General features: G+C 36.8%; 25 protein-coding genes. 5 read left to right on the top strand and 20 right to left on the bottom strand.

Features of this window, described 5'->3' with window-relative positions:
• Positions 1 to 2 precede the first annotated feature (2 nt).
• The 17 genes from J2772_RS24450 to J2772_RS22925 all read right to left on the bottom strand — a co-directional run bounded on the left by J2772_RS24450 (position 3) and on the right by J2772_RS22925 (position 16159).
• The gene (locus J2772_RS24450; protein ID WP_209921076.1) at positions 3 to 398 is read right to left on the bottom strand and encodes a DUF3995 domain-containing protein; all 396 of its coding nucleotides are present in this window, start codon (positions 396 to 398) and stop codon (positions 3 to 5) included.
• A gap of 19 nt (positions 399 to 417) precedes the next feature.
• Positions 418 to 987, bottom strand: coding sequence for an anthranilate synthase component II (locus J2772_RS23000; RefSeq protein WP_045495521.1), 570 nt, complete (start codon positions 985 to 987; stop codon positions 418 to 420).
• Positions 984 to 2399: an anthranilate synthase component I family protein gene (locus J2772_RS22995; protein ID WP_209921072.1), complete on the bottom strand. Its 1416-nt coding sequence runs from the start codon at positions 2397 to 2399 to the stop codon at positions 984 to 986. Before J2772_RS22995 ends, J2772_RS23000 begins: the two co-directional genes overlap by 4 nt.
• A 4-nt stretch (positions 2400 to 2403) precedes the next feature.
• On the bottom strand, positions 2404 to 3132 hold the full coding sequence (locus J2772_RS22990; protein WP_209921068.1) for a thioesterase II family protein: 729 nt from the start codon (positions 3130 to 3132) through the stop codon (positions 2404 to 2406).
• Positions 3133 to 3615, bottom strand: a complete 483-nt coding sequence (locus J2772_RS22985) for a 3-hydroxyacyl-ACP dehydratase FabZ family protein (protein ID WP_209921065.1) — start codon at positions 3613 to 3615, stop codon at positions 3133 to 3135.
• Entirely contained in the window at positions 3616 to 4662 is a 1047-nt protein-coding gene (locus J2772_RS22980; protein WP_209921062.1) for a beta-ketoacyl synthase N-terminal-like domain-containing protein, read from the bottom strand.
• A complete protein-coding gene (locus J2772_RS22975; protein ID WP_209921060.1) occupies positions 4649 to 5890 on the bottom strand; it encodes a beta-ketoacyl-[acyl-carrier-protein] synthase family protein in 1242 nt (413 codons plus the stop codon). Before J2772_RS22975 ends, J2772_RS22980 begins: the two co-directional genes overlap by 14 nt.
• A gap of 14 nt (positions 5891 to 5904) precedes the next feature.
• A complete protein-coding gene (fabG, locus tag J2772_RS22970) occupies positions 5905 to 6660 on the bottom strand; it encodes a 3-oxoacyl-ACP reductase FabG (RefSeq protein WP_209921057.1) in 756 nt (251 codons plus the stop codon).
• Between the two features lie 8 nt (positions 6661 to 6668).
• The gene (locus J2772_RS22965) at positions 6669 to 7823 is read right to left on the bottom strand and encodes an FAD-dependent monooxygenase (protein ID WP_209921054.1); all 1155 of its coding nucleotides are present in this window, start codon (positions 7821 to 7823) and stop codon (positions 6669 to 6671) included.
• A complete protein-coding gene (locus tag J2772_RS22960; RefSeq protein ID WP_209921051.1) occupies positions 7820 to 8698 on the bottom strand; it encodes an MBL fold metallo-hydrolase in 879 nt (292 codons plus the stop codon). Before J2772_RS22960 ends, J2772_RS22965 begins: the two co-directional genes overlap by 4 nt.
• 11 nt (positions 8699 to 8709) lie before the next feature.
• Positions 8710 to 9702 carry a 3-oxoacyl-ACP synthase III family protein gene (locus J2772_RS22955; RefSeq protein ID WP_209921049.1) on the bottom strand — a complete coding sequence of 331 codons (993 nt, stop codon included), beginning with the start codon at positions 9700 to 9702 and terminating at the stop codon, positions 8710 to 8712.
• Positions 9702 to 10727, bottom strand: coding sequence for a diiron oxygenase (locus J2772_RS22950; protein ID WP_209921047.1), 1026 nt, complete (start codon positions 10725 to 10727; stop codon positions 9702 to 9704). The genes J2772_RS22955 and J2772_RS22950 overlap by 1 nt, the downstream gene beginning before the upstream one ends.
• Entirely contained in the window at positions 10724 to 12217 is a 1494-nt protein-coding gene (locus J2772_RS22945; RefSeq protein ID WP_209921044.1) for a phytoene desaturase family protein, read from the bottom strand. Before J2772_RS22945 ends, J2772_RS22950 begins: the two co-directional genes overlap by 4 nt.
• A gap of 192 nt (positions 12218 to 12409) precedes the next feature.
• On the bottom strand, positions 12410 to 12655 hold the full coding sequence (locus J2772_RS22940; RefSeq protein ID WP_045495542.1) for an acyl carrier protein: 246 nt from the start codon (positions 12653 to 12655) through the stop codon (positions 12410 to 12412).
• A 13-nt stretch (positions 12656 to 12668) separates the two neighbouring features.
• Positions 12669 to 13703: a 3-oxoacyl-ACP synthase III family protein gene (locus J2772_RS22935; protein ID WP_209921043.1), complete on the bottom strand. Its 1035-nt coding sequence runs from the start codon at positions 13701 to 13703 to the stop codon at positions 12669 to 12671.
• Positions 13690 to 14562 carry a hypothetical protein gene (locus J2772_RS22930; protein ID WP_209921040.1) on the bottom strand — a complete coding sequence of 291 codons (873 nt, stop codon included), beginning with the start codon at positions 14560 to 14562 and terminating at the stop codon, positions 13690 to 13692. The genes J2772_RS22935 and J2772_RS22930 overlap by 14 nt, the downstream gene beginning before the upstream one ends.
• A 22-nt stretch (positions 14563 to 14584) precedes the next feature.
• Complete coding sequence (locus tag J2772_RS22925) at positions 14585 to 16159, bottom strand: AMP-binding protein (protein WP_209921037.1); 1575 nt, start codon at positions 16157 to 16159, stop codon at positions 14585 to 14587.
• Between the two features lie 1466 nt (positions 16160 to 17625).
• Between J2772_RS22925 and J2772_RS22920 the strand changes: the two genes are divergently transcribed.
• The 5 genes from J2772_RS22920 to J2772_RS22900 all read left to right on the top strand — a co-directional run bounded on the left by J2772_RS22920 (position 17626) and on the right by J2772_RS22900 (position 21207).
• Positions 17626 to 18033 (top strand): transposase, encoded by a 408-nt coding sequence (locus J2772_RS22920; protein ID WP_209921034.1) that lies wholly within the window; start codon positions 17626 to 17628, stop codon positions 18031 to 18033.
• 42 nt (positions 18034 to 18075) lie between these two features.
• Positions 18076 to 18393 carry a helix-turn-helix domain-containing protein gene (locus J2772_RS22915; RefSeq protein WP_209921031.1) on the top strand — a complete coding sequence of 106 codons (318 nt, stop codon included), beginning with the start codon at positions 18076 to 18078 and terminating at the stop codon, positions 18391 to 18393.
• Positions 18394 to 18555: 162 nt separating this feature from the next.
• Positions 18556 to 19425 (top strand): hypothetical protein, encoded by an 870-nt coding sequence (locus J2772_RS22910; RefSeq protein WP_245365310.1) that lies wholly within the window; start codon positions 18556 to 18558, stop codon positions 19423 to 19425.
• 10 nt (positions 19426 to 19435) lie between these two features.
• Complete coding sequence (locus J2772_RS22905) at positions 19436 to 20284, top strand: hypothetical protein (protein ID WP_209921027.1); 849 nt, start codon at positions 19436 to 19438, stop codon at positions 20282 to 20284.
• Positions 20285 to 20295: 11 nt separating this feature from the next.
• Positions 20296 to 21207, top strand: coding sequence for a hypothetical protein (locus J2772_RS22900; protein WP_209921024.1), 912 nt, complete (start codon positions 20296 to 20298; stop codon positions 21205 to 21207).
• 268 nt (positions 21208 to 21475) lie between these two features.
• Here J2772_RS22900 and J2772_RS22895 read toward each other — a convergent pair whose 3' ends face one another.
• The 3 genes from J2772_RS22895 to J2772_RS22885 all read right to left on the bottom strand — a co-directional run bounded on the left by J2772_RS22895 (position 21476) and on the right by J2772_RS22885 (position 24366).
• Positions 21476 to 22021 (bottom strand): terpene synthase family protein, encoded by a 546-nt coding sequence (locus tag J2772_RS22895; RefSeq protein WP_209921022.1) that lies wholly within the window; start codon positions 22019 to 22021, stop codon positions 21476 to 21478.
• 148 nt (positions 22022 to 22169) lie between these two features.
• The gene (locus J2772_RS22890; RefSeq protein WP_209921017.1) at positions 22170 to 23198 is read right to left on the bottom strand and encodes a terpene synthase family protein; all 1029 of its coding nucleotides are present in this window, start codon (positions 23196 to 23198) and stop codon (positions 22170 to 22172) included.
• Positions 23199 to 23358: 160 nt separating this feature from the next.
• Positions 23359 to 24366 (bottom strand): terpene synthase family protein, encoded by a 1008-nt coding sequence (locus J2772_RS22885; protein ID WP_209921015.1) that lies wholly within the window; start codon positions 24364 to 24366, stop codon positions 23359 to 23361.
• Between the last annotated feature and the right edge of the window lie 168 nt (positions 24367 to 24534).

Here is a 24534-nt window from a genome sequence, read left to right as displayed (position 1 = left end):
ATTTAAAATGTGTTAATCAGTAGTAATGTTAAAAAGCTTATAAGTACGCATAGTGGAGCGTAGATAAGCGTATCTCTTTGGGAAAATGGAGTATTTTTTATTTTCTTAAAAAAACCGATGTATCTAAAATCTCCTACTGCTCTTATAAAAAACAGGAAAGTGTTTATCCATAAAATAGGGAGCGAAAATCTACTGGGAAAGACAATTGCTGATGCAGGCAGCAAAAAACAAAAGCCTGTAATAAGACAAACGAAAGCACTCGGTTCAAAAAGCGGAATTTCGTTTTCTGTTGTGGGAACTGCCAAATTCTTACCCCATGTCCCTCCCAATGCCCAATAGATGTGCAGAAATGATATTGACAGAATAATAATCAGTAAAATATATCCGGTTATATTCATATAATATTTTCCTTTATTTTTAAGATTTAAGCCAGTTTTGCATAATATTTTTTCCCTTTGGAGTAAGAAAACTCTCAGGATGATATTGCAGTCCAGTAATATCATATTTTTCATGCCTCAGAGACATGATGGTGTCCTGATCATCAGTAGATGTTATGACCAGGTTTTGAGGCAGATTACAGTTTTCCACCACCCAGCTGTGATATCTTGCGACTTCTATATGATCAGGCAATTCTGTATAAATTTTTTCATTTTTGTTAAGTGAAATTATGGAACTTACTCCGTGATAAACTTGAGAAGTATTGATAAGGTGAGCTCCAAAAGCGACTCCTATGGCCTGATGCCCTAAACAGATACCCAATATTTTTTTTGAATGCTTATAAGTCTCAATCAAAGGAATGCATAGCCCGGCATCCTGCGGTATTCCGGGACCGGGAGAGAGGACAATAGCATTATAATCCTGTGCTAGTTCCAGCTGGAAGGCATCATTCCTGTAAACGTCAATTTTATAGTCACCACATTCGGAAATGAGCTGTTTGAGGTTGTAGGTAAATGAATCATAATTGTCTACAAGCAGTATTTTTTTCATAAGGCATATGATGTAAATTCTTTTAACGTGTTCAGAATTAAGGTGATTTTATTGTTTACTTCTTCCAGTTCTTTTTGAGGGTCAGACGATATGACAACGCCGGCTCCGGCGCGGTAAGTCATCACTCCGTTTGCGAATAAGGCACTTCTAATAAGAATACAGGTATTGATATCATTATTAAATCCTATCCAGCCAAGTAATCCTCCATAGTATGAACGACCGCTGCTTTCTATATCATCAATAAGCTGTACCGCCTTGTATTTAGGCGCTCCGCTTAATGTACCTGCGGGTAGAAACTCTTTGACCAGGCGGATCGTATTAAGCTCTGTATTTAGTTTTCCCTGCACCTGGCTTACCATATGGATAACATTATTATAATGTTCTATGGTCTTCAGTTTACTGATCTGTACATCATTTGCATATCTGCTGAGGTCGTTCCTTGCCAAATCAATCAGCATATTGTGTTCTGCATTTTCTTTAGGATCTGCTAGCAGCTCTTTTTCCAGTAATGCATCTTTTTCTTCATGCATTGTTTTTTTGTAGGTTCCTGCGATGGGTTTTACTATTGCCAAATCATCTGAAGAACTGAAATGAGTCTCCGGTGATGCCCCTGCTATTGCATAGTTTTCTTCATCCAGAAAGAAATAATACTGGGCATTGTTGTTTTTCAGCTCTACAAAAAATGTCCACGGATCGCCTGCATAGTTTCTGGAAAATCTTCGGGAAACCACCAGCTGGAATACATTCCCTATCTGGCAGTGATGTTTTGCTTTGTTCACTTTTTCTAAAAACTCTTCCTCCGTGCAGTCTTTTTCTTCTGCGTCGGATACTAAAAATCCTTTTAATCCAGTATTTAAGGTGTCTTTCAGTTGTTCTTTCATTTCCGTGATCTCATCACTTTCCCCATTATAATAGTTATTGATGCATACAACTTGTGAGAGGGTGATATTGAAAACATAAATATATCGGTATAAAGAAAATTTAAAGAGTGGTAACTGGCTGCTTTCTCTTTCGTCTGCATATTTTTTCAGAGAAATATTTTCTATAAGCTGTATAGAATCATAGCTGCTGAAACCTAAAAGACCATTATACGGATGAGAAATATTTTCTGGGGTGTTTTTTTTCTGCCATTCAGCTGTTTTATCCCAAAAATTAAGCTCGTCAGTTTCTATGGTTTCTGTCTTTTCACCTGATCTGTATTGAAGCTCATTCACATTATTTGACTGTAATGAGGCAATAGATTCTGCCGCAATAAAAACCAGCCTGTGGTTGTCATTGTTTACAGCTTCAGAAACTTCAAACCAAATAGAACTTGTGGCTTTCTGCCTCAGAGAGTTATAAAAACTCTTCATATCAAAGTTTTCGGGGTAATCTGAACTTATATGAGAAGAAAAGATCTTAGTTTCTTTCATGGATTTAGTGTATTAAATCATTTATTATTTTACTTAGCAGGGCAGAGGTCTGCTTCGGATACTGGAACATAAAAAAATGTCCTCCCTCTACAGGAAAATAGCTTGTAGTATTGGACGTATGACAGTTCCAATCTTTATAGCAGTCTTTATTATTATACAGCTCATCATTTTCTGCCATGATTACTGCCAAAGGAGTTTCGATGATAATGGATGGCCAGTCTTCAACAGGATTTTCTTCTAAAAGTGCTGTATCTTTTTCCATAATCTCTATCCGTTTCTGCTGTACTCTCTGAAAAATCGGGGCATTTTTGCTTCTTTCATATTTCGTTGGAAGAATATCAAGCAGTAGGGCATTCCGCTTTTCTCTCGGCATCGGCAGTTCTGCAGACTGAAACAGGGGAGCCCGCATCCCTGAAACGATCAATCCTTTTGGCGTATAATCTTCCTGTAGATTAAATAAGATAAGAAGGGCTAAAACAGCTCCCATACTATGTCCCCACAATATAAAAGGTTGATCTTTACTTAGCAGCCTGCTTCTGATTTTATCCGAAATATCTTCTATAGTTTCTTCTAATGTTGAATGAAAAGGTTCCGTACTTCTCATTCCCCTTCCCGGCAGTTCTACATAATGTACCTCCACATCTTCCGTATTCAGTACATTGGATACATTAGACATTGAGGAAGATGAGCCGCCCGCATAAGGAATACAGAACAATAGTGTTTTGTATTTCATCTAAACAGATAATTTACTTTTATCTATAAACATTACGGTTACTTTTCCTTTTGCACAGACAGAACCTTCTGCCGATGCTTTTACATAAATAGAGCAGGCGGGCCCTTTTCTCCAGTCTATACTTACCTCCAGCTGCAGCAAGCATCCTGGTAATACCGACTTTAGAAAATTAATCTGGACATTTCCTAAAACCCCTATTATGGGTCTTTCTGTCGGAGGAAGAGGCCCTCCTTTTTCCCATTCCAGATCATCTAAAGCCAGCATGAGCGATGAAGCCTGTGCTAAAGCTTCCGTAATAAGAACTCCGGGCATAATGGGGAAATCTGGAAAATGACCTGCGAAATAGGGCTCACCCATAGATACGGCTTTTACAGCAGTAAGTTCTTTTCCGGGAATATAACCCGTCACTTTATCTATCAGAAGAAACGGATGTCTGTATTTTAAAATTTGAGTGATCTGATAGGATTCTAACAATGTTTCCATTTATTTTGTTTTTTCTATTATGGTGAGAATTACAGTTCCTGCCTTGTCTGCTGAAAGGACCAGAATGTTTTCCTGATCTGTTTTGTAAATGCTTTTTCCTTCAAATACTGAAACAGCATAGGCTATTCCCAGCATACCTCCGGCGTTGTCATTATCTCCAAAAAGGTTTTCAGGATAAATGACAGATGTGCTCAGCCCATTTTTTCTTAACACTTCTTCAAAAATAGTTTCATCAATTACCGAAGTGCCTCCGGAAAAAATAATGGTATCAAAACTGAATAGTGCTGCCATACCTGAAATATTCTGATACAGAAATGCTTCTGTCGGCAGATCCTCTGTATGGGTTTCAGAATGTATCTTTTTTATTGTGGCTAAAGGTTTTCTGCCTGTTTCAGATAAAGTTTCCCTACGTTCTAAAACCATTGCAATTCCAAGTTCGGTGGAGACTGGTCTGTGCAGGGTTTCATTTCCCCTGCGGATAGACTCCTGATATTCATTTCGGACTTCTGTAGAGGCAATAACTCCGTAATCTGTGATTCCCTGTTTTAGATGGAGGGAAGCAATATCTAAAGCCTGAAGGCTTCCTGCCATCCCTGCACATACACTGAAATTGGGACCTTTTATTCCTGCCTGAATGGCCATCTGACTGGCTGCTGCATTGGCAATGGTGCTTGGAGCTTTCATTGGGCTTACACGGTCCGGACCTTGATTTTTTGCAGTTAAATCAAAGATAAAACAGTCTTCAAGGTTGGAAAGTTCAGTGCCGTCATAAAGCCCGATTCTTTCAGGAGCTTCATTGATTATCGAACTTAAACTCCTGTTATGTATGGCATGAAATGCTGCATTACAGTACAACAATGTTGCTTTGTTAAGGAATCTCTGTCCTTTTGGTTTTAAAAACTTCTGGGGATCATGATCTTCAATGATTAAAGCTTTCGTTTCCGATTCTTTTCGGAAAAAATAATTGTCAATCTCCGTTCCGTATGGACTATTGAAGCCTATTACGGAAATTACTATATCGTTATTTGAAGTGTTATTTGCTATCATATTTACTGAATATTACGCTGCATATATTTCCGCCAAAAGCGAAAGAATTACTAAGAACATGATCTACTTTATTTTCGATTTCTGAGGATGGCTGGATATGAAAATGAGTATTGAAAGCTTCATCAATTTTTTCTGTATTGCGGTTTCTGGGAACTTTTTGATGATGTAGGGAAAGAGTAGCTGTTACTGCTTCCAATGCACTGGCTGCTCCCATACAGTGTCCTAACATGGATTTGATTCCATTAACGTATAAAGAATCTATTTCTTCTCCGAAAACATTGCGCATCGCATTTACCTCATGGGAATCATTGGCTTTTGTTCCTGTTCCGTGGGCGCTTACATAAGTGATGCTCTCTCTATCAATACTGCTTGATTTTATCGCATTGTTCATAGACAGGGTCGCACCGGAACCTTCCGGATCAGGAGCTGTAGGATCATAAGCATCACAGGCTAAGCCGTATCCTTTGATTTCGCCATATATTTTAGCTCCTCTTGCTAGTGCATGTTCCAGTTCTTCCAATACTAAAACAGCAGCTCCTTCTCCTACAATCATTCCATTCCTGTTCTGATCAAAAGGTTTGCAGTTGTCTTTTGACATGGCTCCCAATCTGTAAAAAACGGTGTAGCAGGACCGTGTAAAAGGGTCAGCTCCTCCTGCAATAATCAGGGAAGATCTGCCTTCACGAATCATAGAATAGGCGGTGCCGATAGCATAATTTCCCGCTGCACAGGCTGTAGGAATTACCATATTTGTTCCGCCGAGATTGTAATATTTTGCTATACTGGCACTTAATTCAACCGGTCTGAAATAAGTAAGTGTTTTTGCAGCTTCAGAGGAAAGGTCTTCATGTTTAATTTCCAGATTCCACTGATCTACAATTCTTTCTACAATATCCTGGTTGCCGTTTGTAGTACCCAGAATCACTCCGTAATTATTTTTTTTAGTGAATTTTTCAAAACCGGCATCTTTCAGACCCATGTCTATCGCGGCGGCGGCATAAGTAACGGCTTTGCCATAAGGCTTAAAAAGCTCCAGCAATTCAGTATTCTTATAATTTTTTTCCAAATCTACTTCAGCAGCGCGGGTAACTCCTTTATAGTTGGAGGGCTCCAGTTTTGTAAGGTCTCCGACTCCTGATTCTCCATTCAGGATTTTTTCCCAAAAGGCTTCTTTTTCACAAGCTAAAGGGCTTACTACACCCATCCCTGTAATTACGATTCTTTTCATATGTTTTGTGTTTTTTATAAAGTTAATCCTCCATCGATGATGAATGTCTGCCCGGTGATATAGCAGCTTTTGTCCGAGCACAGAAAGGTTACCAGCTCAGCAACTTCCTCCGTTTTTCCCATCCTTTTCATGGGGATCATCTGATCTATTTTCTTTTTGTCCTGTTCATTCATTTTGGCTACCATTTCGGTATCAATAAATCCCGGGGCAACAGCATTTACCTGTAAGTTGAATTTTGCAAATTCCAGAGCCAGTGTTTTGGTTAAAGAGATAACAGCTGCTTTAGTTGCTCCATAATTGGCCTGTCCTACTGCTCCTCTTACTCCTGAAACAGACGATATATTGATGATTTTTGAATTTTTCTTTCGGATGAAAGATCTTATCACTGCTTTTGTGAGATAATAGGTCCCATTCAGGTTGGTTTCCAGTACGCTGGTCCACATATCGGTGGTCATGCTGAAAAAAGGGGCGTCCATTGTGATTCCAGCATTGTTTACTAAGCCATATAGCGGACCTAATGCAGATTTTTCAATTTCGGTGATTAAAGATTTTGATTGTTCTTCATCTTTTATGTCAGCCTGATAAAGCATAGTCTTACCCGGAAATTCAGCTGAAAGTTTGTCCAAAAAAGCTTCTGCTGTTTCTTTCCCATGATTATAGGTAAATGATACGGATGCTCCCGATGAAAGCAGCTGTTGAACAATGGCTCTGCCGATTCCTCTTCCGCCTCCTGTCACTAAAAAATGTTTGTCTGATAAATCTATTTGCATAATTATTTTTAAATCTTATTGAGTATGGAAAGGTCTCTGCTGCTGGTCTGTATTTTGGAATTAAGGCTGTTCATAAAATCTTCTGCGCTTCCGAAACTGCCTGCCAGGCGATGACCATAAGCAAGAACTTTACTATTAAGTTCAAAACGCTGCTCCTGATATCCTGTCAATGCTTCTTCCAAAGAAATTTTACCGTTAAAATATTTTAAAAGCCAGATGAACAGTTCTGCTGTATCTTCAATAGCCAGGTTCATTCCCTGTCCCGTAATGGGATGGATGGAATGTGCCGCATTTCCCAAAAGGAGTATCCTTCCTTTAAAGTATTGTTCAGAATGCATTCTGCATAAGGGAAAAGTGAGGAAATTGTCCAGTGAATTGATCTGGTTTAACATGTCATCACTTTGGGTAACAAATGTTTTCAGTCGGTTTATCAAAGTTTCTTTGTTTCCGGATTCTTTCAGGTTTTTCCCTTCTTCCATATTAAACCCTAAAACACAGCGGGCTTCTGTATTGTTGATCGGATAGAAATAGGCAAGCCCTCCGTTTTTGTCTACATACAATCGGTTGAGCTCTTCTACACTTGATGTAATAGGGTATTTGTTGAAATACATCACATGATCGTAATAGTCGAAATGGGCTTTTATTCCCGCATATTCTCTTACAATGGATTTGGTTCCGTCCGCTCCGATAAGGATATTGCTGAAAATCTCTTCTCCTGAATTAAGGGTTACATAGACCCCGTTTTCCACTTCATTAATTTTTGAAACGGATTGATTGACCAAAAGTTCTATGGTTTTGATGGCCTGAATTTTATCATAAATCGTTTCCAGTAAAACACTGTATGGACAAACCATGAAATATCCTCTTTCGTTTTCTGCCTTATAATTGATGTGATCGACCTGAATGCCATTATGAAAAACACTGAGCTGATCTCTCACTCTGCATTCCTTATTCATAAGTTCCTGTAGCAGTCCGTGTTTTTCAAGGACATTGATTCCCGAAGGCTTCAAAATATCGGCACCATTCATATTGACTTTAGCATTTTTTTCTAAAATCAGGATTTTTTTGCCTTGTAAACCAAGCAGCCAGGCCAGGAAAATACCGGCAATTCCTGCTCCTACAATGCAAGCGTCATATTCTGTATATTTTGGATTTTGATTCATACGAATGATTCTGTTTTTAAATGAGAGATTAATAGTTCTATACTTTTTCTGTATACTTTATCCGGAATGAAGGAATGATCCATTACTTTATATTTTTTGCATACGTGATCCACCAATTCTTCTTCTGATAAATAATCTTTACGTAGGGCCACAAACTCTATCAATTCGTTACACCCAAGAAGGCTGCAGGCTGGGGCAGATAGGGCCTCCACACTTGTAAGGATACCATTGTGTCCTAAAGCAACAGTCTCGGCACACAAATCTCCCAATCTATTGATGCTGTCTATAAATTGTCTTACATGATCAAAAGCCAACGGAAACCATTTTTTTGTATTGATAATTTCCCCTAAAGAATCCGATACAAACAAAATGTCTTTTTCTTTATAATGAATACTCACAGAACATGGACTATGGCCCGGAGTATAGATTACTTCCCAGATTCCAGATTCCGTTTCTATTTGTTCTTTATCTTTCAGAATGATGAAAGGAATCTGTTGTAAGTCCGCCGGAAATTTTTTAATCTCTTTATCTGAGATCAGGGCATTCAGCTGACGAATCCTTTTTATATATTTTTCATTACGGAAGTTTTTCACCGCATGTTCCGAGGCATATAGTTTTACATGCTTCAGATAAGGATAAAGAGATTCTATAGCTCCGCAATGGTCATAATGGGAGTGTGTAATAAACCAGTGTCTGACTAATGACAGATCAGAAACATATTCTTTCAATTGTGCCAGCAGAGTTTTGGCATCCCGGGTTAATCCTCCTTCTACCAGTATGTATTCCTGATCTTCTTTTACCAGATAAACCGGGTTGGAGATTGTTCCCAAGATGGCTAAAGAGTTGTTTATATTTCCTGTTTTATTGATCCACATGGTATTATGGATTAGAATTTATATAAAACACTTCCCCATGTTGCTCCGGAGCCATATCCCACTATAAGTCCCAGCTTTCCTTCTCTTTCTTCCGGAGGAGTATTCTCCATATATTCACTCAGTGTGATGGGCAAAGAACCGGAAGCAATATTTCCATATTTATGTATATTGATCTGTACCTTATTTCTTGGAATTCCCAGATTATTTATCACTGCATCCAAAATTCTCATATTGGGCTGATGGGGAATAATAACATCTATATCTTCCATGGAAAGATTGTGCTTTTTCAATGTCTGTACCGTTACTTCTGTGAATTTCTCTACCGCATGTTTAAACATGGCTTTGCCGTTCATCCGGAAATAGGAACATTTGCTTTCATCTCCGCTGAAGGTTTTGCCTGATGTACCGGGACTTTCTGTCCAAAGCAGTTCAAAATAACTTCCATCAGCGTGTATTGCAGCATCCAGAATTCCTTTGTTCTGATCCTCTGAAGCACTTAGCACAACAGCTCCGGCACCGTCACCAAGTAATATGGAGAGGTTTCTGCCGTCATCAGAATAGTCCATTCTTTTTGATAAAGCTTCTCCGCAGCATACTAATATGTTCTGATGAGTTCCGGTTGCTATAAATTGTTTTGCGATGTCCATTCCATAAATAAGCCCACTACACTGCGCCCGGATATCAAATACGGGAATTGTATTTTTCAGAGAAAGCATTGGCTGAATCAGGCAGGCCTGAGATGGATCATGGTAATCAGGACTCAATGTATTTACAATCAGCATATCGATATCTTCCGGTAAGAGATTGGCTTTTTCAATTGCTTTTTTGCAGGCTTCCACCATTAATACGCCTGTGCTTTCATTTTCAGAAATATGTTGTCTGGTGAGCACGCCTGTACGGGTTTCTATGAATTCTTCCGTGGTATTCATCCATTCAACAATTGTTTTGTTGTCTATGGTTACAGAGGGCAGAGCATGACCAAATCCGGATATGACAGTATTCATTAGTCGTAGTTTTTGTTCATTACATTATCTATATCCTCTGTTGCGGCAGATTTTTTTCTGAAATATTCCACAGCATCTTCCACCTCTTTTTCAAATCTGTTGTCTCTCCATACTTTCATGTTTTCATCATCATTAGGATCGCAGATTCCAAGTTCCAGGAAGTATCTCATCAAGGGAGCCATAATTCTGGAATTGATTTTCTGACGGTTTTCACTTTCCAACACGGCAGGAATTAGTTTTTTATAATCTCTGAATGCAGGATTCTGAAAGCCGACGCGGGAATACACCACAATACTACAGACCGACATATCAAGCATGCTTCTGAGCATTGGAGCTGTACTTTCCTGTGCTTCTTTCAAAAATTCAGGAACCATATCTATAAACTCACGGATCATATTTTTGCCCCATTCTATATGTCTTGCTTCTTCTTTATGATGTTCTACCGCTACAGCTCTTGATAAGGGGGAAATTTCCTTGCTGTTGCAGTCTTCCATTGCATTGTTTTCTGCCAGCCATTCAATAAGAATGGTAAGGTAGATGGCCTTTAGGGGAAATTCGGACATTGAGGCATTGTGGCTGTATATTTCTCTAAGGTTTAAAGGGCTGGGGAAGGGGGTAATCTGAAAATGGGCCATTGCCTTTTTGAAGACCATTGCATGCACTATTTCTTCTTTGCAGAAATGATGTATGTATTTTACGACTTCGGGAAATTTTTTAAGGGAGCCATGATTGACGATTTTCATATAGTATTCTGACACAAGGTTTTCGAATACGATGAAAGTGTACCACCATGAACCTGTTTCATAGACGGATAAAAGTCTTCTTTCTTCTTCTGTAGCAAGGTCATAATAAGGTGTTCCGTAGATCGCAATATTTTCTCTTTTTTTCAACCAGGCGCTTTCTACAGGTTCGTCCCAAGGATGATCCAGAAGGAGGCTCATCTGTTTTTTTTCGGAAGCTTTATTCAGTTTTTCTAATAAGAGGGTAAACTTTGGGCTTAGTGTTTTTTTCTTTAGATTGCTCATATATTTTGTGTTTTTTCCATATTTAATAGTTTTCCTTGTGTAAATCCGAAACACATTGCGGTTTCATAGCCGGGACCTCCGGACCATGTGCTTACCAGTTTTACTTTGTCATTTGGGAAGTTGCTCAATAGCCCTAAATTGGTTTTTGGAAGCATTTTGTAGGCGAAAGCCGAACCTTTGGTAGCCAGTGTAAATTTGTAATTGGTCTTCGGAGTTGAAGATTCTGTATAGATCAGCTTGTCTTCTATCTGAGGAAAGGTTTTAAGAACTCTTTTGATCAGTTTTTCCTGAATTTTATCTTTTCTCTGATTATATTCTTCTTCGGACAGGTGGAACCAGCGGTCTCCATGATCCAGAACTATAAACTGGAGAATATAGCCGCCTTCCGGGTCTACCCGGTGATAATTGCTGACACTCAGGGTAAAAAGGTCATAATACCGGTCGTTCTCAAAATCTTCTTCTGTAAAGTCATCACCTGTGTCGGACACCAAAAGGTATTCTGGTGAGCTAATTCCCAGTTCATCGGGTGGAACAGAAAGTACAGCAAATACACAAAAATGTCCCCATCCAACGGTAAAGTTTTCGAGAACTTCTTTAAATTCCTGAGACTTTTCATCTTTTTTCAGCATTCTTACTACATCTTCGGGAGGGCAGGTCGCGATGACCCTTTTGGTCTTTACTATATTTTTCCGGGTGGTTACCAGCATATGGTCGCCCATATCTTCCATCTCGTGCACCTGGTTTTTCTTCAGAAGAATTCCGCCGCGGTCTACAAATTCTTTTAACAGCAGATCCGAAATACGCTGTCCGGTTCCTTTCATAAATGCGGGGCCGCCATAGAACATGGCATAAAGGCAATGAAGAAAATAAAATGCATTGACTTCATTGGAAATAGAACCTGAATAAATAGCAATGGGACTGAGTACTTCTACAATGTCCGGTCCTTTGAAAATGGATTGAAAGTAATCACGGGCTGTAATTTTTGATAAGCCTCTGCTTTCTCTCAAAATATCTCTGTTTATGGTATATTCATTCATCAGTTTTCTAAAAAACATATAATGCTGATATCCGTGAGATTCTATATCCTGAAATAGTTTTTCTATTCCTGCCAATTCATCCGGGAAATGGGTAATGAGTGTTTTTTTTATGTCTTCCGGCTCAGAGGGAAGTTTGATGAATTGGTTTTTATACACTACTGTTCCAATTTCTTCATGCAATTCGAATTCGTCCAGTAATGACTGTAGTTCGAGTCTTTTAAGGGTATTCCATAGGTTCCCAACATTTTCTTTGAGTCCGCTTACTTTATGTTGGCTGCAGTCAAAAACAAATTTTCTTTTGTTCCGATAAAAATTGGTAGCATAACCTCCTACTTTATGATGGGCTTCGCTGATGGCAACCGAGCTTCCTTCGGTAACTGCAGAAATACCATACATAAGGCCACAAAGTCCTGCACCTATTACTAATTCATCGACTTCTAAATTTTCAATCATTATTTAGATTATTTTGTTTTATTTTTTCCAAAAGAAATAACCCTCACTTTTTTTAAGTGAGTATTTTTAATTACGGATGTCTGTTATAAACCAACATTAATGGGCTGTATTAATATTGGTGAAAAGTCAAAATCTATTAAAATCTTTGGGCCCGACACGCTGGTAAAAACCCAAAGATTATGTTTTGTATTCTTAAACGGCCAATTCTTCTTCCAGAACGTCTACGATATCTTTCGGCGTCTTCATTTTGATCAGGATTCCTTCATCTAAGCTGATGTCGAATTCTCTTTCCAGCTCAACCAAAACTTCCAATCCCATAAGAGAAGTAACTCCTATTTCATTTAACAGGTCTGTATCAGGTTTAATCATATTAATATCGCATTCTGCAATATCTGCTAAAATAGCATACACTTTGTTGAATAATTCTTGGTTTTCCATTCTATTGTAATTTTTAATAGTTAATATTTTCTGTATTCCATACCTGTGCTCCAAAACCCCATCCGATTCCTGCTCCGGCAAGTACGACTGTATTATTGGGTTTTATTTTCCCGTTTTTTAATGCAAAGTAGAGGGTCATGGGGATTGAGGCAGAGCTCAGGCAACTGTATTTTTCTACGGTGGTTGTATATTTTTCTTTCTTTATTCCTATTCCCATTGCCCACATTCTGATAAGCATTTTTGATGGCTGATGAAAGACAAAATGATGTATATCTTCAAGAGATGCGTCTGCCTTTTCTAAAGCTTTAAAGACAACCTCAGGAACATTTTGAGGCACAAATGTCTGCATTTGAGTGGGGGCATCTTCTCCTAATGTAAAGTAAGGACGGATAAATTCTTTCCCGGGCTTATCTGCCGGGGTTTTCCATTGTAATGTTGCAATATCATTATAGGTGGGAATGCTTTTATAGTGAGAAGAAACCAATTTTCCTTCTTTTTCTGATCTTCCAATGACTATTGCTGCCGCACCATCTCCAAAAAGGGTAGAAGAGGGTAAGGAGAAGTCTGCAATTTGCGTAAATGTTTCTGCGGAACAGATTAGAACGTTTTTGTACATTCCTGTTTTTATGTAATCAGATGCTATTTGCAGGGCTACCAGGAATGATATGCATGCCTGGTTGACTTCCATAGTCATCGCTGAGTGTTTACAGTTCAGTTCTGTTTTTAAATATTCTGAAATTCCCGGGAAAATTCTGTCGTCTTCTTTATCAGACCAACCTGTAATGGTGCATGTGGTTCCTATGATAAGATCTATGTCCTGTGTAGAAAGACCTGCTTTTTCTATGGCTCCCAAAGATGCTTTTCTGGCAAGTTGAGAGCAGGATTCTCCTTTTTCTTTGTTTACCATATATCTTCCTTCCATTCCCCAATTTCTCCACCAGTTTTTTGGAAGATTGGGAATTTCGGAAAATGGAGGCATATCATTGGTGTAATATGTCTCTGGAAGTCCTATGGCTACACTTTTTATGGAGGAGTTATATTTCATCATTTGTAATTTTTAGAACCGAATATTGGGCAAGAAACGGATTGTATGATACTATGGTGAGGGGGTGTTTTTTTAGTTGTTTGTTTTCTTGTAAATGCCACGGAATAGTATTCATGGCTAGTGTATTTTCAGTTTCATGGGATGAGAGGTGTTCTGAAAACCATTTTTCTGTGATCACCGGGGTCTGTTGTTCTTTTAGTTTTAAGAATATATTTTTCAATTCAGAGTTGATGGCTTTTACAAAGGATGAACTGTAATTCCAGTTCAATCTGAAAATATTCTCTTTTTTCAGGGCTTCTTCATTTCCTGCATTGAAGCTTAAACCCGCTTTTGATATTTCTGAGGAAAGAATATGGATATTTTCCAATTCTATTTTGTTGCTGCTTGATTTAAGGAGCAATGCATTTACCCCGTCAGGAATACAGAATCCGTTTTTATCATCCTTAAGGAAATCCGAGAATTTATTTGATTGAATGATCAATGCATATTTATGCTCAGAGTTTGATAAAAAATCAGATGCGATTTTAATCATATTTCCCAAGTCATTATGAAACATTTCGAAAACGAATGCATTTTTTGCATCCAAATGCTTTTGTACTTCATGCCCTACGCCGGGAGCTGAGGTATTTCTCAGAGCAGTAGTATCATATAGCGAAATAGAAGCATTGATAATTATGCCCAGCTCATCTTGCGAAACAGCATTTTTATCCAATAGCTGTCTGCTTAATTCTGAAGCCCAGGCGGATAAGGATTTTTCTTTTTCGATTTCGTAAATCTGGCATTGAAAGCCATTCTGCATTTTACCACGGATACCAATGATATTCATTCCGGGAACTTCGCTTACTGCATCTATTATCTGCATATTTTAATATTAATAATTTGTGTTATGTTAAATTGTTTTCCAGTCTTTTTCTGATTACTTTTCCATTGCTATTTCTGGTTAATTCTTTTATGAAATAAATTCTGGAAGGACGTTTATAGGAGGGGAAGTTTTCTGACAGTTTTTTTTGAATTTCTTCAGAAAGAACATCAGTGGCAATTCCGTTTTTTTCCACCAGATATAATACTGACCTGGCAAGATCATCATCATCCAGGTAATAGCTGATGGCACATTCATTTACCTGCCTGAAGTTCTGTAATACATAATTTTCTATTTCAATAGGATTTACCCAGCGTCCATTTACCTTAAACAGATCGTCTTTTCTGCCGTGATAGATGTAGGAGCCATCTTCATTTTGAGAACACAGGTCTCCTGAAAAATACCAACCTTCTTTATATTTTATTTTATTGGTTTCTTCTTTTTCCCAATATGAACTGAGTGTGCTTTTTGGAGGATAAATGCACAGTTCACCTATCTCTCCATAGTTTTCTATTGTTTCATCGGGCGTGTCGATCCTGCTTATTTTTATATGGTAGCCGGGAACGGGAACACCTAGTGATGAATTTTTACTTTGTTCTTGTAATTGGTGGTTGCACATGAAAATATGTCCTATTTCTGTAGAACCAATTCCGTTGATAATCGTTTTATCAAATACAGTCTCCCATTCTCTGATGATAGATTCCGGAAGGGAAGATCCTGCGGATATAAATAATCTTATGCTATTGAACTCATTTTTTGAAAAGTTCTCGTGCTGATGAAGAATTTCCGCATATACTTTTGGGGTCCCAAATAAAATGGTGGGTTTATAAAGCCTTATGTTTTTTTTCAGATAATCAACTGTGAACCATTTTTCATCAATTATCACAGAAGCTCCTGTGAGCAACGGAAAAAACAGACTGTTTCCTAATCCGTAACCGAAAAACATCTTGGAAACGGATAATATGATGTCTTCTTTAGTAATTTCCAATGTCTTTTGTGCAAATAGATCTGTATTTGTAAGCATAGTATGATGCCTGTGCTGTACTGCCTTTGGATTACCGGTAGTTCCGGAAGTATATTGCCAGAAAGCAACCGGATTATTTTCTGCATATTCAAACTCCAATTCCAAAGAAACGGCAGGGGAATTTTGAGGAGATAAAAATTTCTGTAAATAATTTATTGAACCATATTCTTTTACTGAAGGATTATTTACTATGATGCAATCATTTATAATGTGGTATGAGCTATGTATAGTATGATAAAGCCTAAGATATTGGTGATTATCTATAATAACCCCTGTTGCTTTAGAGTCCAGTAAGATATATTCTAATTCCGAATCCTGAATTAAAGGGTTAAGGGGAACGGGAATGCACCCGATTGATATTAAAGATAAGAATGAATAAATAAATTCCGGTGAATCATTCATAATCAGAATCACCCTATCTCCGCAACCAAATTTTCCTGTAGATCTTAGGCTGGTGGCAACGGTTATTATTTTTTCGGCTATTTCTTTTCCCGATAGGCTGTTAAGATCATAGAGGATTTGGTTTTCATTATTATATAACAATAAATTTTTAATGATATTCCTTGATGTATTCATAGAGTATATATTATCACTCCTGACCTTAATTTTAAAGTCAGAGTATGTGAATGATTAATCTGATTTTGATTTTTCTATCTAGAAAAGATTACTATATCTCCTGATTTATCTACCAGGAAGTATTGGAGAATAAGTGGGTTAATTTTTGTCATTTGTTTGTGTTTTAAAGAGGGATTGTTATTTGGAATTAAATTTTATTTTAATACATCATCGAAAGTTGATTATCTGTGGTAAGATCTTTGCGAAATTATAAATTTACTGCTATAGCTTTATGGGTATTGTGTTATAATTTCTGAAAAAAAGTAATTTTTCTTTGGTGCTTATTTTAGAATTTTTGAATCATAAGACAGTATGGTGTAGGAGTGATGTAGAGAATAATAATATGTTATTAATGTTGTATTATTGATTCTATTTTTTGAAATATGTTGATATTTAACTTTGTGTAATATATAAGTGTTAAAGTTTTGAATTGTTGTAAATGGGATATACCTTACTGTGTATTTCTGTAAGTATATTGAAGTAGGTATAGGAGAAGAGGCTGTCTTTTTTATGGTGTCTTTTTCTGAATATATAACTTTCATTTTTTAATAAATGAAAGTGGATTTTTTATGTGTATAGGTTTGTCAAAGAAAATATTAGCTACATGATAATGATAATATTTCATGTATCTTAATGATCAAAAAAACTATTTTTCTATAAATACTAATATTAAAACTAATGCTTACCTTACCTATGCTTTAGTACTATTGCAATCGAATTCAATTTATACTGATGATTTGGAAAAAATATCTTAAACAGATTGATATACAGAGATAACAAAAGTCAGTCAACAATTGACCGCAGCTTCTACCATAATTATTGATATGAATTACTTACAGAAAAACAATGTAAGGAAAGCTCTTTTAAAAACAACTTCTTTTTTTGTTGTCATCATTGTTAGTTTTACATATAGGATACTCACATCAATAATATATGATAAAATTATAAATGTAGTGCTGTATTTGTTTTAACTAGGGAATAAGGAGGTATGTTATTTTTGAAATATTTTCATTAAATCGGAAGTTATTAACCCTTTGGTTTCCATAAAACTGAAGAATTAAAAGAATTTTATTTATTGTCGAATTTACTGATAATAAAGTGATTTCCTCCCTCTTTTTTTGTTAATATTTCCGAAAACATTACTTATAATACTTTGGATATCTGATTAAAGTATGTAACCTTGTAATCAGAATATTAATTGTCGTTGAAATGAGTTAATATCCCTCATAAAATTCTAAAAATATAAATGACCATTCAGTAATCTTAAATTAACACACAGAAAAAAAAGCCTGATTCAATGACAAATATGTGTTCTAAAATGGATAATTATATTGAGTATACAATAGAATATGCTGTACATATATAATAGTAAATCCAATTCTATAATTCTCATAAAAAACACAAATTCTAACATACAAACAACATTCATGATTTTCGATTTTAAAAATATTCATATTGAAGATTTAATAAGCAAACGTGTTGAGGAAAAGGCATTTGATTCAGTCCGTGTCTGTAATTTTTTAAAATGTACTGACAAGGAATGGGAAGTAATACAATCCCAAAAGTCTTTGGATACCAATATTCTTTTAAGATTAAGCACATTGCTTGAGTATGATTTTTTTAGGCTTTATTCTCAGTATCTGATTTTATACGCTCCTCAGGGTGCAAACTATAATAAAGCCGTAGATACAAAGTCCTCATTACTCTATTACAGAAAAAATATTTATACAAAGGAAATGGTAGATTTTATCTTAGAGCAGTTAGAAAATGGCATTAAGACAAAATTACAAATTATAGAAGAATATAGGATACCGAAAAGTACTTTGTATAAATAGATTAACAAATATAATAACTTAAAAAAAGAAAAGTAAGAAAATATGAAAAACACACCTGATTATAAAAAAAATTACAATGATATGTTAATTATAAAATACCCAGAAAGAAAAGAAGGATTTCAACAATTATTATCTAAATCTGATTTTTCAGCACTTGACATTATTGAAATCAACAAAGTACTTTTTAGCAGAGGTTTTGAAGAAAGTGCAAGATTTAATCAAAGACATCGTTCCTATGATCTTTCAACCATTATCCACATATTAGAATATCAGAAAAAGAATAAATTGAATAATTCTCAACTTGCCAAACACTTTAAATTAAGCAGAAATACAGTGACAAAATGGAAAAGTCATTTTTAATAAGGAGTTTCAATGATTTTATATACTGTATTTAACCCAACTATTTTATAGGATCTTCCCCCTATTTTATTGTACAAATGATGGCATAAAGAAACCCTCTAGAATAATCTAAAAACAACTAAAATGAGAGAAATAAGTAAGATAATGTATAAAGTGTTATTAATGGCAATACTCTATTGGAATATCAGCTTTACTTTTGCACAAATTGGGATAGGAACCGAAAATCCGCAAGGAATTTTACATGTAGATGGGGCTAAGGATAATGTTACTACAGGTAGTCCGACTGATACACAGGTTATTAATGATATTGTAATTAATAAAACAACCGCATTTATTGGAGTAGGCACTCTCAATCCTCAGGTAAAGTTAGATGTGAGGTCGGTAGGTACTGAAAATGCTTTAGGGCTGGGTACTACTACCATGACAGCGAACGAAGCGGGTGCAGGTGCTGTGCGATATGATGTTGCTGATATACCTGTAGGAGCAAAAATCGAAGTTTCGGATGGATCTGTATGGAATAAAGCCTATGTAGCTCCTCAAAAAGCGGTGGTAGTTGTGCGTAAAATTACAAGTCAGTCAATACCACAGGGAATAGCTACTACTATTGGCAATTGGAATGTGGTACGGGATATGAGTAACAGCTTTATTCCGGTTACAGGTGAATTTACAGCTCCGCGTAATGGCACTTATACTTTTTTATTAACCTTTAATTTTAATGGAGTTGTTATTAATGATGGATCCAGAGTTGAGTCTCAGTTTTATAATCCTGTAAGCAATACAATCCTGGCTAGTGTTTATAAAACTTTCGGTCAATCGATGACGGGGGCTCCCGACGATGCAAATTCTGTTCGTTCAACACAAGCCGGAGGTTCAAGTACGGTTACGCTTACCTTAACTGCTGGTACAAAAGTGGTGGCTAGATTATACCATAACCTTACCTCAAGTGCTGTTTCGCTTAGGGTCACCAGTAATTCTTCAGATCCTGCAAATCCTGATGATGGATTTAATAATTTAACCATTATAGAACATTAAAAGATTGATTATGAAAAAGAAATTTAATATTGTATATAATTTTCTGCCTTGTATTTTAATTCTTTCAGCAAGTAAAATGACGGCACAGGTAGGTTTTTTTACTCAGAACCCGGTACATTCTTTGCAGATAGATGCTGCAAAAGACAATGGTACAGCACCAGATGCAGCAACGCAATCTAATGATGTAATTATGACATCAGAAGGTAAATTAGGAATTGGGGTTTTACATCCCATAACTAAAGTAGATCTGAGGTCGGTAGATAATAAAGGACTTATCGGTGTTGGAACTAACATACAAACTTCTTCCGAAGCTGGAGGTGGTGCTATACGCTATAACACAGGTGGTTTTTTAGAATATTCTGATGGTGAACAATGGATTGCCTTGCCACTGACAGCGCCGACTAAGGCGCTTGTGAATGCCAATAAAAGTTCTGCAAAAAATATACAGAGCAATGCTGTTACCTATATCGATGGATGGGTGGAAACGGTAGATTTAGGTACTGGACCGGATGGAGATTTTGATCCCGTCAATGGTATTTTTAAGGCGCCGCGGGATGGGTTTTATTTGGTTTCTTTCAATATTACTTTAGCCAATGGCAATATCCCTAAAAATACATTTTTAGAAACAGCAATAGAAAGCAGCCAGAGCACAGATAATATTCCCATATTTAAAACAGTCAATTCTTATCCGGCATTTCAGGCGGGTGCGGTAAGTAATTATATAAGTGGTAATTGCAATGCCATTTTTAATCTTAAAAAGAATGATACTGTAAAGTTTAGTATTAAACATACTTTAGGTAGTGCAAGAAATACTCTAAATGATGGTAAATTAAATAATTTAAGCATTAGCGAATTGTAAAAAGTATACCAATGATCATAAGACACTATAAAATTAAAAGCGTAGTAACCGCTTTCATACCTCTGCTATTCATTGTAACACAGGCTAATGCCCAAATTGGATTAGGGGTACAAAATCCCACCAATCCTGTCGAAATTAAAACTGATGCAGGCAAAGTAATCATTGATAAAACAGGAAAGGTAGGTGTGTTGCTTGCCAATCCAAAGGTAGCTATAGACCTGCGTGGCGGCTCCAATGGTTCGATAGCGATAGGAAATACCGATAAAACAGCAAGTCAGGCAGGTGCGGGTGCCCTTCGTTATGTTGCAAGCCCGGCAATTGGTGTGAAGGGCTATTTAGAATTTTCAGATGGTACCAATTGGGTTAGTTTTTATCCTAAAGGTAAACCTCGCATTGTGGTAATGGCTAAGAAAACAACACAGGATACCTATGTATTTGAAAGTGCCACACCCTCTGAAATAGGAACTAAATCAGGGATTGTTCAACGACGTTCATCCTATTTGACTAATTGGACAGAAGTATTGGACTCTGATTCTGGGGTTCCAACTACGAACTTTACACCAGCAACAGGTGAGTTCATCGCCCCACGTGATGGTGTGTATTTTGCAACCTTTACATTTGCATTACAACCCAGCCAGGTAAATACGGGTGGTAATAACCAGACGGAGGCTATCTGGGAAGTTAGAAGCCCCGCAGGGATAATTACTCAAAGGGTAAAAACAAATAACGGCTATGCTTCGGATACTGGTGCCAGTCCTAATGTTGTACCTGTAGGTTCGGCATGTACGGTAAGTGTATATCTGAATAAAGGAGATAAATTAAGACCTTTTACTTGGATTACGGTAGGGTTTGATGGAACAATAAGCCAGTTTGATATTTCAGGAAGTGGAGGTTATAATGCGCTCACCATAGTTGAGCAATAAAGTATAGCAAAATATAATATATCTTATGGTAACAAAGATAGATATTTGTTACAAGTTAGAAAATAAAGGTACCATTACTAAAATGGCACCTTTTAGTTTTCATCATTCTTAATTTATTGCAGACATAAAAATATTACTAAAATATCTTGTATTGGATTTTATTTCTGATACAAAGCCTTAAGCTGTTTGATTCTCAAAATTTTCTAAATAAAGCTATTCTGTGAATCGTGCTCATATACATACTATAATAGATATTGTGCGAATGAAATTAAAATAAGTAAGGAGGAGGTGTTTTCCCGAGTCTTGAATACTGGCATTCCTCCATAAGGCCATACTTCATGTAAGTACTCATACGCTCTACGAATCGTTGTATCCATTCATCAGGAAGAAAAGACATAAATTCATTCCGCATAATAGCCGTCTCATGAAACAGTCCGTTCTCATGGGCAGACGGATTTCTTCCCTGCAGTACAGAAAGCATTTGTATTCTTATTTTTTCCAACTCTTTTATTGGACAAAGTCCATAGGTATCATTAAAGACGGCGATCCATATCATCCAGCGGTTGCAGGGTATAATATGTTCGTCGGGAATTGATAATGCTTCAGGAGTCATTCTTGCAGCAGCCATATGCAGCATCTGCAGTTTGTATTTTGCTCTTACCTCTTCAGTCAAAAAAGTGTAAGCGTTATCATACCAGTCATCAGCAGCTTTTTTCATAAGCTCTGTAGGGGCTGAAATACCATCGGCCCAGGGATAGTATCCCGGAGGGAAAAAATCCTTGGGGTTAATTGTTAATTTTCTCTCTGTTTTCATAGGTTTGATGAATAGATTTTTTTAAAATAAATTTGTCAAACGGGTTATCATGGTGTATATATTGAATAAAGCCTGCAGATCCTCGTTGCTCACAATAGGTTCTACAGCTTCCTGTATCCTGTATTGTATAACCGGTTGAAGTGTTTTATTATTCCTTTACAAAAATGCTGTGTGGAATAATAAGATCATCACCCTCTTTACCATATTGCGGGATAATAAATGCTTTATGTTCATATCGGCTGGTTCCCGAGTTATAATACCAGTTGGCACAGCCGCTAACATGCAGTTTAATATGATAAACATGATCGTATGCCGCCTCTTGAAATTCACCAAAATCAGGAAGATTATTATGCAGGTGATCGAGTTCCTGAGCATGGGCGTTATGTATTCTCATTGCTTCTGTACAGGCTTCCTGGTAAGAAAGTTTATACTGATTTCTTAGAACGAAGATAATATTCAGACATTCATGATCTATTTCAATTTCTTTTTTCAGAGAGACAAAGTCGTTCTGAACGGCAATAAGCAAACATAGAAGTTCCCTGCAACGCTGCATAATGGGATGATTATAAACATGAACGGGTAGTGCGTAATTAATAGCAGGATCTGTCAGGTCACCATAAGGCATCATGCCGATTGAGTATCTTCGGAAACTTAGATAGTGGGCAAGTAAAGGATATGTCCTGTTTTCAGCTTGCTTAAAAGGTATTTCTTCTGCTATACCATACATGATGAATTCATAAAAATTGATGGAAATACGCTCTATCCAAAACTGTGGCATGCCATTAGCAAGCCATTCCTTTCTTGCCGCTGCCATTTGGCGCAAAATACCGATTTCATCTTCACGAGGATCTTCACCCATCATCACTTCATACACCCGATCTGCAATGACTTCCAGTTCTTTTGCAGGAGTCATCCCGAAATAGTCATCAAAAAGGGTGATATAGATCATCATTCTGGCACAGGGACGCATACGTTCTATGCTGTCGCAGGTAGGATTCATATAGGTGGCAACTCTCGATAGAAACTGAGGTTTACATCTTCTTATCCCTTCTTCGGAAATAAAAGTATAATCATTATCATACCAGTCTTTTTCTTCATCATCAAAAGCATTGGCAATAGGGCTATTCACTGTAGGCCAGGGGTAATGGCATTTAGGAACAATTAATTCTTCTCTCATGGTTATCGTATTATATTATTAAAAATTAAATTATAGTAGATCGTGTGTTTTAATTATTTGTTCCAAGAGATTTTATGACATTTCTATTCCCTGGAAATATGTTTTACCTCAATTTTACATCAAAATCCAAAGGTATTGTGTCTTGCCTGTTAGTACTTCCTTAAGAATATTTGTTCAGCCGAGTGTATTCCTTTTCAGCATATTGATCACTAGAATGATAACGCAAAGTATCCTTTATGTACCAGGTATTCAATCCTTGAATCATCATTCCCTGATAAAGTACATATTGATATACTTTGTCGTTCCAATCTCCAAAATCTGGCAGGTTTTCATGCAGAGCAACAAATTCAGCTACATCTTCATTATGAATGGATACTACTTTTTGTGTCGCCTCCTCCAATGAGATATTTTCTTCACGCTGTATAATAAGTACCAAATTAATCACCTCTCCTTTTCTAGCAATTTCTTTTTTCAATGAATACACATCATTTTGCCAGCTCATTATTCTACTCGTTAATGCCTGAATTCGCTGGATTACAGGATGAGCAGAAATCTCTTTAGGCAAAACAAATCCAAGCCCAAGTTCAGCCCAGGGTTCATAGGCATACATGGCAATGCTATATTCCCGGAATATCATATAATAGTTCCGCGGAGGAAATGTTCCTGTTGTCTTATAAGGGGCTTCAGCACGCATTCCGTATTTTATATAACGATCCATAAAAAAGGTGAATGTTTCCAGCCATTCGGGAGATGTAACTGCAAGATATTCATCCCTGATCTGTGCCATTATTTTATCATGAGGATGCGCATCAGGCAGTGGCTGATTACCTTTGAGGATACCAATTATTCTTTTATGTATATCATCTACCTCTTCAACAGTACATAATCCGCAATAATCATCAAAAGTGGTAATCCAGATCATGAAGCGATTGCAGGCACTTGCATGCTCATAAGTTGGTGCTATAGCAAGCATCCTTGCGGTGGCCCCGTGTAGGCCCATGCGTTTATAATTTTCACGGGTTTTCGCAGATAAAAAGGTAAAGTCAGTATCCAACCAGCTTTCTAAATCTTCCTTCATTTGATCAAAATGAGGATTTACCAAATCTGGCCATGGATATTCAAAAATTAATGCGTAAGGTTGTTCGAAATGTTTAACTTCAGGTTCCATTTTAATTAGTTTTATTTTTAGTTATTCTATTATTAATAATCGTATTTCCTTGGTTATCAAGGGTGATTGTGCCCGAAAGTTTCTTTTAATTCTGAAAGGTTGGGAAACTTGGTATTATAATGATCAAGTTTGGTAAAAATATTCTTCCAATCACTTAGCATCATATAC

Source organism: Chryseobacterium jejuense (assembly GCF_017877355.1).
Classification (GTDB): domain Bacteria; phylum Bacteroidota; class Bacteroidia; order Flavobacteriales; family Weeksellaceae; genus Chryseobacterium; species Chryseobacterium jejuense_A.
The sequence above is the reverse complement of the archived record's forward strand: the minus strand, read 5'-3'. Positions and strand labels throughout refer to the sequence as shown.

What these genes read in the sequence shown, in the direction of transcription:
- J2772_RS22895 (WP_209921022.1), bottom strand. Translation starts at nt 22,021, where the DNA reads ATGAAAACAGAGAGAAAATTAACAATTAACCCCAAGGATTTTTTCCCT.
- J2772_RS22975 (WP_209921060.1), bottom strand. Translation starts at nt 5,890, where the DNA reads ATGAAAAGAATCGTAATTACAGGGATGGGTGTAGTAAGCCCTTTAGCT.
- J2772_RS22890 (WP_209921017.1), bottom strand. Translation starts at nt 23,198, where the DNA reads ATGAGAGAAGAATTAATTGTTCCTAAATGCCATTACCCCTGGCCTACA.
- J2772_RS22990 (WP_209921068.1), bottom strand. Translation starts at nt 3,132, where the DNA reads ATGAAATACAAAACACTATTGTTCTGTATTCCTTATGCGGGCGGCTCA.
- J2772_RS22980 (WP_209921062.1), bottom strand. Translation starts at nt 4,662, where the DNA reads ATGATAGCAAATAACACTTCAAATAACGATATAGTAATTTCCGTAATA.
- J2772_RS22955 (WP_209921049.1), bottom strand. Translation starts at nt 9,702, where the DNA reads ATGAATACTGTCATATCCGGATTTGGTCATGCTCTGCCCTCTGTAACC.
- J2772_RS22945 (WP_209921044.1), bottom strand. Translation starts at nt 12,217, where the DNA reads ATGATTGAAAATTTAGAAGTCGATGAATTAGTAATAGGTGCAGGACTT.
- J2772_RS22925 (WP_209921037.1), bottom strand. Translation starts at nt 16,159, where the DNA reads ATGAATACATCAAGGAATATCATTAAAAATTTATTGTTATATAATAAT.
- J2772_RS22960 (WP_209921051.1), bottom strand. Translation starts at nt 8,698, where the DNA reads ATGTGGATCAATAAAACAGGAAATATAAACAACTCTTTAGCCATCTTG.
- J2772_RS22915 (WP_209921031.1), top strand. Translation starts at nt 18,076, where the DNA reads ATGAAAAACACACCTGATTATAAAAAAAATTACAATGATATGTTAATT.
- fabG (WP_209921057.1), bottom strand. Translation starts at nt 6,660, where the DNA reads ATGCAAATAGATTTATCAGACAAACATTTTTTAGTGACAGGAGGCGGA.
- J2772_RS22940 (WP_045495542.1), bottom strand. Translation starts at nt 12,655, where the DNA reads ATGGAAAACCAAGAATTATTCAACAAAGTGTATGCTATTTTAGCAGAT.
- J2772_RS22900 (WP_209921024.1), top strand. Translation starts at nt 20,296, where the DNA reads ATGATCATAAGACACTATAAAATTAAAAGCGTAGTAACCGCTTTCATA.
- J2772_RS22935 (WP_209921043.1), bottom strand. Translation starts at nt 13,703, where the DNA reads ATGATGAAATATAACTCCTCCATAAAAAGTGTAGCCATAGGACTTCCA.
- J2772_RS23000 (WP_045495521.1), bottom strand. Translation starts at nt 987, where the DNA reads ATGAAAAAAATACTGCTTGTAGACAATTATGATTCATTTACCTACAAC.
- J2772_RS22885 (WP_209921015.1), bottom strand. Translation starts at nt 24,366, where the DNA reads ATGGAACCTGAAGTTAAACATTTCGAACAACCTTACGCATTAATTTTT.
- J2772_RS22910 (WP_245365310.1), top strand. Translation starts at nt 18,556, where the DNA reads ATGGCAATACTCTATTGGAATATCAGCTTTACTTTTGCACAAATTGGG.
- J2772_RS24450 (WP_209921076.1), bottom strand. Translation starts at nt 398, where the DNA reads ATGAATATAACCGGATATATTTTACTGATTATTATTCTGTCAATATCA.
- J2772_RS22920 (WP_209921034.1), top strand. Translation starts at nt 17,626, where the DNA reads ATGATTTTCGATTTTAAAAATATTCATATTGAAGATTTAATAAGCAAA.
- J2772_RS22930 (WP_209921040.1), bottom strand. Translation starts at nt 14,562, where the DNA reads ATGCAGATAATAGATGCAGTAAGCGAAGTTCCCGGAATGAATATCATT.
- J2772_RS22995 (WP_209921072.1), bottom strand. Translation starts at nt 2,399, where the DNA reads ATGAAAGAAACTAAGATCTTTTCTTCTCATATAAGTTCAGATTACCCC.
- J2772_RS22950 (WP_209921047.1), bottom strand. Translation starts at nt 10,727, where the DNA reads ATGAGCAATCTAAAGAAAAAAACACTAAGCCCAAAGTTTACCCTCTTA.
- J2772_RS22985 (WP_209921065.1), bottom strand. Translation starts at nt 3,615, where the DNA reads ATGGAAACATTGTTAGAATCCTATCAGATCACTCAAATTTTAAAATAC.
- J2772_RS22965 (WP_209921054.1), bottom strand. Translation starts at nt 7,823, where the DNA reads ATGAATCAAAATCCAAAATATACAGAATATGACGCTTGCATTGTAGGA.
- J2772_RS22905 (WP_209921027.1), top strand. Translation starts at nt 19,436, where the DNA reads ATGAAAAAGAAATTTAATATTGTATATAATTTTCTGCCTTGTATTTTA.